This is a genomic window from Microbacterium sp. WCS2018Hpa-23, assembly GCF_031843845.1.
In the GTDB taxonomy this organism is placed as follows: Bacteria; Actinomycetota; Actinomycetes; order Actinomycetales; family Microbacteriaceae; genus Microbacterium.
On the sequence record NZ_JAVTIZ010000009.1, the window covers coordinates 178,496 to 191,207 of the forward strand.

The 12,712-nt window shown below is 69.9% G+C and carries 9 protein-coding genes; 7 read left to right on the forward strand and 2 right to left on the reverse strand.

Annotation, left to right across the window (positions count from 1 at the left end; all coding sequences use genetic code 11):
* Positions 1–20 precede the first annotated feature (20 nt).
* The 4 genes from RQG77_RS15920 to RQG77_RS15935 all read left to right on the forward strand — a co-directional run bounded on the left by RQG77_RS15920 (position 21) and on the right by RQG77_RS15935 (position 4,613).
* Positions 21–1,193: a benzoate/H(+) symporter BenE family transporter gene (locus RQG77_RS15920; RefSeq protein WP_311245615.1), complete on the forward strand. Its 1,173-nt coding sequence runs from the start codon at positions 21–23 to the stop codon at positions 1,191–1,193.
* Between the two features lie 34 nt (positions 1,194–1,227).
* Entirely contained in the window at positions 1,228–2,451 is a 1,224-nt protein-coding gene (locus RQG77_RS15925; protein ID WP_311245616.1) for a hypothetical protein, read from the forward strand.
* A 150-nt stretch (positions 2,452–2,601) separates the two neighbouring features.
* On the forward strand, positions 2,602–3,498 hold the full coding sequence (locus RQG77_RS15930; protein WP_311245617.1) for an ATP-binding cassette domain-containing protein: 897 nt from the start codon (positions 2,602–2,604) through the stop codon (positions 3,496–3,498).
* On the forward strand, positions 3,495–4,613 hold the full coding sequence (locus tag RQG77_RS15935) for an ABC transporter permease (protein ID WP_396653422.1): 1,119 nt from the start codon (positions 3,495–3,497) through the stop codon (positions 4,611–4,613). Before RQG77_RS15930 ends, RQG77_RS15935 begins: the two co-directional genes overlap by 4 nt.
* Before the next feature lie 104 nt (positions 4,614–4,717).
* On the opposite strand, the gene RQG77_RS15940 is transcribed toward RQG77_RS15935, so the two are convergent.
* On the reverse strand, positions 4,718–8,194 hold the full coding sequence (locus RQG77_RS15940; protein ID WP_311245618.1) for a bifunctional proline dehydrogenase/L-glutamate gamma-semialdehyde dehydrogenase: 3,477 nt from the start codon (positions 8,192–8,194) through the stop codon (positions 4,718–4,720).
* 148 nt (positions 8,195–8,342) lie between these two features.
* On the opposite strand from RQG77_RS15940, the gene RQG77_RS15945 reads away from it, so the two are divergent.
* The 3 genes from RQG77_RS15945 to RQG77_RS15955 all read left to right on the forward strand — a co-directional run bounded on the left by RQG77_RS15945 (position 8,343) and on the right by RQG77_RS15955 (position 11,513).
* Complete coding sequence (locus RQG77_RS15945; RefSeq protein WP_396653423.1) at positions 8,343–9,257, forward strand: LysR substrate-binding domain-containing protein; 915 nt, start codon at positions 8,343–8,345, stop codon at positions 9,255–9,257.
* 76 nt (positions 9,258–9,333) lie between these two features.
* Positions 9,334–10,824, forward strand: coding sequence for a glycosyltransferase (locus tag RQG77_RS15950; RefSeq protein ID WP_311245620.1), 1,491 nt, complete (start codon positions 9,334–9,336; stop codon positions 10,822–10,824).
* Between the two features lie 101 nt (positions 10,825–10,925).
* The gene (locus RQG77_RS15955) at positions 10,926–11,513 is read left to right on the forward strand and encodes a nitroreductase family protein (RefSeq protein ID WP_311245621.1); all 588 of its coding nucleotides are present in this window, start codon (positions 10,926–10,928) and stop codon (positions 11,511–11,513) included.
* A gap of 91 nt (positions 11,514–11,604) precedes the next feature.
* Here RQG77_RS15955 and RQG77_RS15960 read toward each other — a convergent pair.
* Positions 11,605–12,712 (reverse strand): AAA family ATPase (locus RQG77_RS15960; RefSeq protein WP_311245622.1); only part of this gene is annotated, 1,108 nt, incomplete at its 5' end.

The window sequence follows — 12,712 nt, forward strand, 5'->3', positions numbered from 1 at the left end:
GCCCCCGATACGCTCGGAGGATGCCGACCGCCGCGCCCCTCTCCCGACCGATCCTGGCCGGCATCGTCACCGCGCTGGTCGGATTCACGAGCTCGTTCGCCGTCGTGCTCACGGGCCTCGGCGCGGTCGGCGCGACACCGGCGCAGGCGGCCAGCGGACTGCTCGCCCTCAGCCTCGCGATGGGACTCGCCTGCATCGTCCTCGCCCGGCGATACCGGATGCCGATCACCGTCGCCTGGTCGACGCCCGGCGCCGCCCTGCTCGCCGCGACCGGCGTGGTCGAGGGCGGCTGGTCGGCGGCCGTCGGCGCGTTCCTCGTCGCAGCAGTGCTGATCCTGCTCACGGCGCTCTGGCCGGCCCTCGGCGCGCTGATCGCGCGCATCCCTCCGTCCATCGCGCAGGCGATGCTCGCCGGCGTCCTGCTGCCCCTGTGTCTCGCGCCGATCACCGGTCTCGTCGCCAACCCCTGGGGAGTGGTGCCCGTCGTGCTGACCTGGCTGGTCTTCGCGCGTCTCGCACCGCGCTGGGCGGTTCCGCTCGCGTTCCTCGCCGCGGCGGTCGTCGTCACCGTCTCGCTCATCCAGGAGGGTGCTCCGGTCGATGCCGGCCTGCTGATCCCCCGCATCGAACTCACGGCGCCCACCTTCACGCTCGGCGCCACGATCGGTGTCGCTCTCCCTCTGTTCATCGTCACGATGGCGTCGCAGAACGTGCCGGGCATCGCGATCATGCGCAGCTTCGGCTACGAGGTTCCGTGGCGTCCCGCCATGCTCGTCACCGGCGTCGGCACCGCGCTCGGGGCCACGGCCGGCGGCCACGCGATCAACCTCGCGGCGATCAGCGCGGCACTCGCGGCATCCCCCGACGCCGACCCCGATCCGAAGCGGCGCTGGGTGGCCGGCGTCTCGACCGGGGCGTCGTATCTTGTGCTCGGCGGTTTCTCGGCCGCGTTCGCCGCGCTCGTTCTCCTCGCACCCGACGCGGTGATCCCCGCGGTCGCCGGGCTCGCGCTGTTCGGGGCGTTCGGCGCATCCGTGCAGCAGGCGATCGACGACCCCGGCGAGCGCATCCCCGCCGTCGTCACCTTCCTGGTGGCGGCATCGGGCGTCTCGCTGCTCGGCGTGAGCGCCGCGTTCTGGGCGCTCGTCGCCGGTCTCCTCGTGCGCACGGCCCTGCATGCCGGGCGGCGCTGAGCCCTCTGCCGATCGGCTCGGCTAGCGTGGGGGCGTGACCGTTCCCGCACCAGCGCCCGTCCCGTCAGCCGGCACCCCCGCCGGTCATTTCGACGCCCGCGCACTGCTCGACCCGGTGAACCCCGCCGAGGTCGACGCGTTCGCCCGTGCCCAGCGCGCCGCCGATCGCTCCTCCGCCGGGCAGATCGTCGCGTGGGTCGCCATGGGATTCGCCCTGCTGTGCGTGGTGCCGGTCATCGGCATCATGATCCTGGGCCTCGGGTACACGATCGGACGCGGCACCGGGGTCGCGGTCGCCGGGCTCCTCGCCCTGCTGCTGTTCGCGGGTCTCATCGTCGGAATCGTGATGCTCGTGCGTCGAGGCATCCGCACACGCAATCTGACCCGCTTCCGCCTCGCGCGCTTCGCAGGAGCGAACGCGATGAGCTATTTCGAACGGATCGATGACCCGCCTCTGCCCGGGATGATCTTCTCGAGCGGATCGAGCCGGATGTCGACCGACGTGCTCCGCGGGGTCGAACCCCGGTTCGTCGAGTTCGGCAACTACCAGTACACGACGAGCAACGGCAAGCAGTCGCAGACGCACCGCTGGGGCTACGTCGCCGTCAAGCTCGACGTCCCGCTGCCGAACATCGTGCTCGACGCGCTCGGCAACAACACCCTCGGCAGCACCGTCGCCGGCGCGTTCAGCGGCGACCAGCGGCTCTCGCTCGAGGGCGACTTCGACCGGTACTTCTCGCTGTTCTGCCCTGCGGGCTACGAGGTCGACGCCCTGTACCTCTTCACGCCCGACGTCATGGCGCGCTTCATCGATCACGCCGCACAGCTCGATGTCGAGATCGTCGACGACTGGCTCTTCCTCTACGCACGACGCGAGGTGTCGACGCTCGACCCGGCGACCTGGGCGTGGCTGTTCGGCGCGGTCGGCGCTCTGCTGACGAAGCTCGACCAGTGGGCGCGGTGGCGCGACGACCGGCTGCGGCTGTCCGCGCCTGTCGCACAGCATCCGTCTCTCCCCGCCTCCGGGGCCGCAGCCCCGGGGCATGCGGGAGCCCCGGTGCCCGCGGGAGCTCCGACACTGCCGTTCGCGGCTCCGCAGGGTCTGCTCACCCCTCCTCCTCCCGGTGTCGCCCCGCCCGGTCAGCGCCTCAAGCGCCGAAGCCCATGGCTGATCGTCGGCATCATCGTCGGGGTCATGCTCGTGGTGACCATGGCCCCGTTCGCGATCGGCATCTTCTCTTTCCTGTTCCTGGGCTGAGGCAGGGCTCTCCCCCGCGCGGCGGACGAGCACGGCTTCGGGCGAGGTGCAGATCCACCGCGCAGATCCGCCGCAGGGGGGATGCCGCGGTGCCGCGCCCCGCCATAGCGTGAGGGCATGCGATGCACTGAGCGAACGGAGTAAGCCGAAGTGACCACAGGAAAGCTCGTACTGAGCGGCATCACCAAGAGCTACGGCTCGCGGCGTGTGCTCGACGACGTCTCGTTCGAGGTGGCCCCCGGGCGTCTCACCGGGTTCGTCGGCGGCAACGGCGCAGGCAAGACCACGACCATGCGGATCGTCCTCGGGCTGCTCGGCTCCGACGGCGGCCATGTCGAGCTCGACGGCACGGCGCTCACCAGCGCCGACCGTCGACACTTCGGGTACATGCCCGAGGAGCGCGGGCTGTATCCGAAGATGAAGGTGCTCGAGCAGATCGTGTACCTCGCCCGCCTGCACGGCTTCAGCAAGACGGATGCCACGACCCGCGCGACCGCCCTGCTCACCGAGCTCGGACTCGAGGAGCGCCTCGGCGACACGATCGAGTCGCTGTCGCTCGGCAACCAGCAGCGCGCCCAGATCGCGGCAGCCCTCGTGCACGACCCCGAGGTGTTGATCCTCGACGAGCCGTTCTCGGGCCTCGACCCGCTCGCGGTCGACGTCGTGGCGTCGGTGCTGCAGTCTTCGGCCGCGAAGGGCGCCTCGATCCTGTTCTCCTCGCATCAGCTCGACGTCGTCGAACGGCTGTGCGACGACCTGGTGATCCTCGCCGCGGGGACCATCCGCGCGTCCGGTTCCCGCGATGCGCTCCGCGCACAGCACGCGGGCAGCCGATACGAGCTGGTCTCCGCCGGGGACGCCGGGTGGCTGAGGGCCGAGCCGGGCATCACCGTGCTCGACTTCGAGGGCGGCTACGCCCTGTTCGACGCCGACGACGCCGAGGTCGCGCAGCGCGTGCTGCGCACCGCCGTCGAACGCGGCGACGTGGCGAGCTTCGCCCCCAAGCATCCCTCTCTCGCCCAGATCTTCAAGGAGGTCATCCAGTGAGCACCTCGAACACCACCGGGTCTGCCGGCTCCGGCTCCGGCTCCGGCTCGCAGGCCTCGATGATCTGGCTCGTCGCCGAGCGCGAGATCGGCTCGAAGCTGCGCAGCAAGGCCTTCCTGATCTCCACCGCCATCCTGCTGCTCATCACCCTCGCGGGCATCGTGATCGGCGGCTTCGCGAGCAAGAACACCGATGCGATGCCCGTGGCCGTGACCTCTGAGACCGTGTCCCTCGTGTCGGCGGTGCCCGACATCGAGGTCACCGAGGTGTCGGATCAGGCGGCAGCCGAGCAGCTGTTGCGCGACGAGAAGGTCGACGCCGCCGTCCTCCCCGGCGACGGTCCGACCGGCATCACGGTCGTGGCGCTCAAGGACGCGCCGACCAGTCTCGTGTCGGCACTGTCGCAGGCCCCGACGGTAGAGATCCTGGAACCCGCCACGACCAACCCGCTGCTGCGGTACTTCATCGCGATCGCCTTCGGTCTGGTGTTCATGATGGCCGCGGCGACCTTCGGCGGCACGATCGCCCAGAGCGTGGTCGAGGAGAAGCAGACACGGGTGGTCGAGATCCTGCTGTCGACCATCTCGGCGCGCACCCTGCTCGCGGGCAAGGTCGTCGGCAACACGATCCTCGCGATGGGGCAGATCCTGGCGCTGGCGGCGGTCGCGACGATCGGGCTCATAGCGACCGGTCAACGCGAGGTGCTGTCGACGCTCGGCGCCCCCATCATCTGGTTCGCGGTGTTCTTCCTCTTCGGCTTCATCTTGCTCGCGGCCCTCTTCGCCGCAGCGGCGTCGATGGTCTCGCGTCAGGAGGACATCGGCTCGACCACGACCCCGATCACGATGCTGGTGATGGCGCCGTACGTGCTCGTGATCGTCTTCAACGACAACCCGCTGGTGCTGACGATCATGTCGTACGTGCCGTTCTCGGCTCCGGTCGGAATGCCGATGCGGCTGTTCGTAGGCGAGGCGCAGTGGTGGGAGCCGCTGCTGAGCCTGGTGATCCTGCTCGCGAGCTGCGTCGCCGCGATCGTCGTCGGCGCCAAGATCTACGAGAACTCGCTGCTGCGCATGGGCTCGCGGGTCAAGCTCGGCGAGGCGCTGCGCGGCTGACGTCGCTCGGATGCCCCTCCATCGACGAGGCCCCACCGTGCAGATGTCTGCAGGGTGGGGCCTCGTCGTTCAGATGGTGACAGACAGGGTCAGATCAGAGAGGGTCAGATCAGGCCGTCCGACAGGGTCGTGGGGTTTCCGAACCGGTGGTTCGTGATCGACACGGCCTGCTCATGCAGGAACGGCAGCATCTCGACGCGGCCCGCACCCGTGACGGCGTGCGACCAGACGGCGACATCGGGAGTGCCGCCGAGCGCCTCGAACAGAGCGGAGGCGTCGCCTCCGACGAGGCGCACGCGCTGCCAGCTGTGCTCGGCCTTCGCCGCGGCCTTGGCGAAGCGCTTGACCCACGCCGCATCCTTCTCGTGAGTCACCGTGATGCCCTGGGCGCGCAGCGCCTTCTCGACCCGCGACGGCAGCGCAGGAGCCGACACAATGAACGGGCTGCCGCTGCGCAGTGCGGCGGCGATCACGCGGATGCCGTCGGCCAGAGCCGCGGTCTCCCCGATGCGCACGTCGGCGGCGACCGGACGGTACCGGAACACGTTGCGCTCGACGCCGAGGCCCGACTTGTCGCTGACGGTGCCGAACTCGGTGGTCCATGCACGCTCGTCGGCGGCTGCCGCGCGGTGCAGCCACTCGATCTCGACGGCGCCGAGGTCGGAGCCTGCTGCGGCCAGCAGCGCATCGACGGCGGGGATCACGGCGGCGCCGGGGGCTGAGGCCGGGAGCTCAGCGGGACCCCACTCGCCGAGACCGAACAGGTAGTTCGGCCCGCCGGCCTTCGCTCCCGCTCCCACGGCCGACCGCTTCCAGCCGCCGAACGGCTGACGCTGCACGATCGCGCCCGTGATGCCGCGGTTGACGTAGAGGTTGCCGGCCTCGACGCGGTCGAGCCAGATGGCGACCTCGTCGGAGTCGAGCGAGTGGATGCCGGCGGTGAGGCCGTAGTCCACGGCGTTCTGCAGTCGGATCGCCTCGTCGAGGTCCTTCGCGTGCATGATGCCGAGCACCGGTCCGAAGAACTCGGTCAGGTGGGTGGTCGAACCGGGTGCGACGCCGATCTTGACGCCCGGGGTCCACTGCTTTCCCTCGTCGTCGAGCTTCTTCGGCTCGACGAGCCAGCGCTCACCGCGCTCAAGTGTGGTCAGCGCGGTCAGCAGCTTGCCGTTCGCCGGCTCGATGATCGGCCCCATCTGGGTCGCCGGGTCTTCGGGCACACCGACGCGCATCGAGGTGACGGCGTCGACGAGCTGGCGCTCGAACCGCTTCGAGTCGGCCACCGACCCGACGAGGATCGCGAGCGATGCCGCCGAGCACTTCTGGCCCGCGTGGCCGAAGGCGCTGCGGGCCACGTCGGCGGCCGCGAGGTCGAGGTCGGCCGACGGCGTGACGATGATCGCGTTCTTGCCGCTGGTCTCGGCGAGCAGCGGCAGGTCGGAGCGGAACGAGCGGAACAGCTGCGCCGTCTCGTATGCGCCGGTGAGGATGACACGGTCCACCTCGGGGCTCGCGACCAGGCGGGTGCCGAGGTCGCGGTTCGCGAGGTCCACGAGCGCGAGCAGGTCACGGGGAACACCCGCGGCCCACAGCGCCTCGACCATCACGGCACCGCAGCGCTGCGTGAGCTTCGCCGGCTTGATGACGACGCCCGAGCCCGAGGCGAGACCGGCGAGCACGCCGCCCGCGGGGATGGCGACGGGGAAGTTCCATGGCGGCGTGACGACGGTCACCTTCGACGGCACGAACTCGGCACCGTCGACGGTCTCGAGGTCGAGCGCCCGCTCGGCATAGTAGTGCGCGAAGTCGATCGCCTCGGAGACCTCGGGGTCGGCTTCGGCGATGGTCTTGCCCGCCTCGTGCGCCATGATCTCGATCAGCTGACCGCGACGGGCGGCGAGCTCGTCGCCCGCGCGGTGCAGCACGGCGGCGCGCTGGGCGGCGGGCAGGCCGGCCCACGTCGTCGCGGCGGCTGATGCGGCGGCGAAGATGCCGTCGAGTTCGTCGGTCGTCTCGACCTTGGCGAGGGCGATCGAGTCGAGACCCAGCGTCGAGTCCACCGAGCGCGCCAGGATCTCGCGACCCCACGCGCGGTTCGCGGCGATCGCCGGGTCGCTGTCGGCCTGGTTCTCGAAGCCGGTGGTGACGGCGTCGCTCGCGGCAGCCTCGGCCGCGCGATCCTGCACGCGGTTCGACGACGGCACCGAGCGGTCGGCCTCGAGACCTGCGAGAGAACGCTCGAAGCGCTCGCGCTCGCGGGTCAGCAGAGCGGGGTCCGAAGCCAGCTCGAACACGGCCGACATGAAGTTCTCGGGGCTGGCGTTCTCTTCGAGGCGGCGCACGAGGTAGGCGATCGCGACGTCGAACTCGGCAGGGTTCACCACGGGTGTGTACAGCAGCAGCTGGCCGACGTCCTTGCGGACGGCTTCGGCCTGCCCGGTCGCCATGCCCAGCAGCATCTCGTACTCGACGGCATCGGTGACCCCGCGCGCCTGCGCGAGCAGCCAGGTGTACGCGATGTCGAACAGATTGTGGCCCGCGACGCCGATGCGCACGGCATCCATGCGCTCGGGCGTCATCGACCAGTCGAGCACGCGCTTGTAGTTCGTGTCGGAATCCTGCTTGGTGCCGTAGGTGGCGAGCGGCCAGCCGTGCACCTTCGAGTCGACCTCTTCCATCGCGAGGTTCGCGCCCTTGACGACACGCACCTTGATGGGCGCCCCGCCTTTCGCGCGGCGGGCGGTGGCCCACTCCTGCAGCTGCTGCATCGCACCGAGCGCGTCGGGCAGGTAGGCCTGCAGCACGATTCCGGCCTCGAGGTTCTCGAATCCCGGCTGGTCGAGGATGCTGGTGAACGCCGCGATCGTGAGGTCGAGGTCGCGGAACTCCTCCATGTCGAGGTTGATGAACTTGGTCTTGCCTGCGGCCTCAGAGGTCGCGGCGAGCTCGTACAGCGGCGTGAGCTTGGTCACGACGTCGGCCACGGCCTCGTCGAACGACCACATCGACAGCTGGCTGACGACGCTCGAGACCTTGATCGAGACGTAGTCGACATCCTTGCGGGCGAGGAAGTCGTAGGTGCCCTGCAGGCGGCGGCCGGCCTCACGCTCGCCGAGCACCGCCTCGCCGAGGAGGTTGAGGTTCAGGCGGTTGCCGCTCTTGCGCAGCTTGGCGATCGCCGGGCCGAGCTTCGACGGCGTCGCGTCGAGCACGAGGTGCCCGACCATCGCGCGCAGCACGCGGCGCGAGATCGGCACGACGACGCCGGGCAGCTTCGGCGCCCAGAAGCCACCGGTCTTGATCGCGGCGCGCAGGTACCCGGGCAGCAGCGAGGGGGTGATCTCCGACAGCTCGGCGAGCGTGCGGCCCGCGACGCTGAGGTCTTCGGGGCGCATCACGCCGTCGACGAAGCCGACCGTGAAGGCGAGACCGTTCGGGTCCTTCAGGACTTCGGAGAGGCGCTGGGCGGCGGGCTCGACGGGGTGGGTCTCGCTCTCGGCGAGCCAGCGCTGCACGAGGGCTGCGACCTCTTCGGTGCGCGGCGTCGTGTCAGGAGTGGTGGTGTCGGCGACGACAGTCATCAGGGTGAACCTTCCGGGGGATCGCACACCCGGGATCGTGTGCGGCTCGATCATTCTCAGACGCGCGAGTAGGCTACGTCTATCAACCGATTCGAGTGATTTCTGTTCAGTTTCGATGAACGATTTCACCGGTGCGAAAGAAGTGCGGATGCTCGACGTCAACCGACTGCGGATGCTGGTCGAACTGTCCCGTCGCGGCACCCTCTCGGCGGTCGCCGACGCGCTCTCGTACAGCAAGGCGTCGGTGTCCCAGCAGCTGAGTGCGCTCGAACGGGATGTCGGCGTCCCCCTCCTTCGTCGCGTGGGCCGCGGCGTGCAGTTCACCCCGCAGGGGAACGTGCTCGTGGCCGAGGCCATCGGCATCCTCGACCAGCTCGAGCACGCCGAGGTCGCCGTCGCCGAGTCGTTGACCGAGGTCACCGGCACCGTGCACATCGCCGTGTTCCAGTCGACGGCGCACTCCCTGCTCCCCGGGGCGCTCAACACACTGCGCGAGCAGCATCCGGCCCTGCGCGTCGAGGTCACCGAGAGCGACCCCGAGACCGGGCTCGTCGGAGTCTCGAGCCGCGACTTCGATCTGATCCTCGCCGAGCAGTACCCGGGCCGCACCCGTCCGATCCACGCCGACCTCGACAGGGTGGTGCTCGTGCACGACTCGATCGCCCTCGCACGGCAGCCCGGCGCAGCGGATGCCGAGGATGCCGATGCCGTCGCCGCGCTGTGGTCGACCAGGGATGAGCCCTGGGTGCTCGAGCCCGCAGGCACCGCCTCCCGCGCGTGGGCGGAGCAGCTCTGCCGCACCGCGGGCTTCGAACCCGACGTGCGCTTCGAGGTCGCCGACCTCACCGCTCACGTGCGCCTGATCCGAGCCGGTCTCGCGGTCGGTCTGCTGCCCGAGCTCGTGTGGGCCGGCGAGGCGCCGACCGTCGCACTCACCGCGCTCCCCGAGGAGCCGCGGCGGGAGATCTTCTCCTCGGCTCGAAGGGTGTCCGCGGCGGCCCCGTCGATCCGCGCCGTGCGGCGAGCGCTCGCCTCCGCCGCCTCCCGCAACCTGCTCGACTGAGCACGCGGAGAACTGCTCCGTCTGCGGCCCACCGGCGCACATCCGCCACGCATGTTGCAGTCGTACAGTCGAGAGAATGTTCTTGGCTCCCCTCCGACTCCCCCGCGCCCGGCACTTCGCCCTGACCTGGGGGATCGCGGACCAGCACGGCGGTATGACCAGCGCCATGCTGCGCCGCAGCCGGTCGTTCCACGAGCTCGGCGGCGTCGACGTCGACATCCTCACACTCGATGATCGAGCGGACTACGCCGATCTCGAGGAACGGCTGCGAGCTTCGGGCGAGCTGATCGACGGCGTGCGCATCCGCAATCTCTGGGACGATCTGCGTGATCGGACGCTTCGACCCGCCGCTCAGGCCCCCGATGCTCGCGCGCCCCTCGTGCCGGAGCCTGACGACGAGGTCATCGTGCTCGCGGGAGCAGTGATGAGCCGGACTCGCCGAGACGCGTCAGGCCGGGTGGTGGCGGTCGACCGGTTCCGTCGCGACGGCTCGTTGCTGTCCACGGAGCGTTCAGAGGCGGATCAGAGGATCGTCCTCTACGACGCCGACGGGCGCGCGGTGCGCTCCTGGCGCACGAGCCGGGGGTTGCATCGCTGGTGGCTCGACCGTCTGACCGCGGGGGCTCCGAGCTTCCTCGTGGTCGATTCGAAGACGGCGGCGCGATCGGTGCTGGGATACCGACGGCAGCACGTCGTCACGATCCACATCATCCATGCCTCGCACCGATTGGGCGGACGCGCGGGCGCCCTCCGCGCCTCGCGCGCCTCCGTGCTGCGACGAGCGGACGAGTTCGACGGGATCGTCGTGCTGACCGAGCGCCAGCGGACAGACCTCGTCGAGGATCTCTCGACCGTCGGGGTCGAGGCTCGGATCCGCACCATCCCGAACGGTGTCGAGCTTCCTTCGCATGGTCCGTCCGAGCGCGATGGCACCCATGCGGTGATCGTCGCCTCGCTCAACAGGCGCAAACGCCTGGAGCACGCGGTGGATGCACTTGTGACCGCACAGTCCGACGCTCCCGGAATCCACGCGGACATCTTCGGAGAGGGCCCCGACGAGGAACAGCTGCGCCAGCGGATCCATACGCGCGACGCAGCCTCCTACATCCGTCTGCGCGGGCACGACCCGCTCGCGCGATCGGCGTTCGAGTCGGCGGGATTCAGCCTTCTGACGTCGACTTCGGAGGGCCTGCCGCTGGTGCTGGCGGAGAGCATGGCGGTCGGCTGCCTGCCGATCGCCTACGACATCCGCTACGGTCCTGCCGACATCATCCGCGACGGGGTAGACGGCTTCCTCGTCCCGAAAGGCGACGTCGCCGCGCTCTCCCGAACGATCGCCGAGCTGCAGACGATGCCACGGGCCGGGGTGGATGCCATGCGTCAACGCGCGGTCTCCCGCGCCAAGGACTTCTCAGACGCCGCAGTCACGCGACGCTGGTCTCGCGAGCTCCACGCGGTGTACGACGCCAAGCTCCTCGCCGCGGCGAAGGAGCAGCCTCTGCGGGTGCGGCTTCGTCGGCGCGCCGGAGTCCTACGCCGCCGCATCCGGTGGGTGACCGGACGATGACTCCCGATGACGTCATCGGGAATATGCGCGCACATACATCCGTTGACACCCTCGTACCCGGACGAAGGAGTCCGATCGACTCCTTTCTGAAAGGCACTTCCGTGAGCACTCCCGTGATCGACCGCACCGCCCCCACCGAGCACCCCGTCCTCGACGTCCTCGCCGGGCGCTGGAGCCCCCGCGCCTACGACGCGGAGAACACGATCGACGACGCCAAGCTGAACGCCGCCCTCGAGGCCGCGCGCTGGTCGCCGTCCGCTTACAACCTGCAGCCGTGGCGGTTCATCGTCGCTCGCCGCGGCACCGCCCTGTTCGACCAGGTCGTCGACTCGCTGGTCGAGTTCAACCAGCTCTGGGCCTCGAAGGCGTCGGCGCTCATCGTCGCGATCGCCGAGACCGAGTCCGAAGAGGGCAAGGCCATCAGCCACGCGGTATACGACCTCGGCCAGGCCGTGGCGCACTTCTCGGTGCAGGCCCACCACGAGGGTCTCCTCGTGCACCAGATGAGCGGCTTCGACCCCGAGGTCATCCGCGAGTTCGCCGACCTGTCGCCGCGGTTCTCGGCCCTCACCGTGATCGCCGTCGGCGAGTACGGCGACGCCACAGGCCTTCCCGAGGGCCTCCAGCAGGGCGAGACCGCACCGCGCGTGCGCCGCCCGATCGGCGAGACGGTCATCCTCAGCGCCTGACGTCCGCTCGGGTACATACGACAGAGGGGCGGATGCTGCGGCATCCGCCCCTCTGCTGTGTCCGGCGCTGTGTCCGCCCGCAGGTCGGGTCCTACTCGTCGAGCAGCTCGGCCTCGATCACGTCATCGTCGTCCGGCTCGGTCCCGGAGTCGGGCTCCGGCGCAGTCGACGTGAGCACGAGGCCCGTGCCGTCGGCCGCCACGTCGACGCGCACCGTGTCGCCGTCGTGCACCCCACCCGAGAGCAGCGCCGTCGCCAGCTTGTTCTGCACCTCGGTCTGGATGAGGCGCCGCAGCGGACGGGCACCGAACATCGGGTCGTATCCGCGCTCGGCGAGCCACGACCGCGCATCCGGCGTGACCGCGAGGGTGAGCCGGCGATCACGCAGCCGGTTGTGCAGCTGGTCGATCGAGAGCTCGACGATCTGCGCGAGGTCGTCCTGGCTGAGCGCCGAGAACATCACGATGTCGTCGAGGCGGTTGAGGAACTCCGGACGGAACGCCTGGTGCACCAGAGCCATCACCTGCTCGCGCTTCTCATCGGGCGACAGCGTCGGGTCGATGAGGATCGGCGAGCCGAGGTTCGAGGTCAGGATCAGGATGACGTTCGTGAAATCGACCGTGCGACCCTGGCCGTCGGTCAGACGACCGTCGTCGAGCACCTGCAGCAGCACGTCGAACACCTCGGGGTGCGCCTTCTCGACCTCGTCGAGCAGCACCACGCTGTAAGGGCGACGCCGCACGGCCTCGGTGAGCTGACCGCCCTGCTCGTAGCCGACGTATCCGGGAGGAGCGCCGACGAGCCGGGAGACGGAGTGCTTCTCGCCGTACTCCGACATGTCGATGCGCACCATGGCGCGCTCGTCGTCGAACAGGAAGTCCGCGAGGGCCTTCGCGAGCTCGGTCTTGCCGACACCGGTCGGCCCGAGGAACAGGAACGAGCCGGTGGGGCGACCCGGGTCGCTGATGCCTGCGCGGGAGCGCCGCACGGCGTCGGACACGGCCTTGACGGCATCCTTCTGGCCGATCAGGCGACGACCGAGCTCGGATTCGAGGTGCAGCAGTCGTTCGCTCTCACCCTGCAGCAGACGGCCGACGGGGATGCCGGTCCACGCCGCGATCACGGCGGCGATGTCCTCGTCAGCGACCTGCTCGTTGACCATGCGACCCTCGCTCGAGACCGCGGCTTCGGCCTGCTCG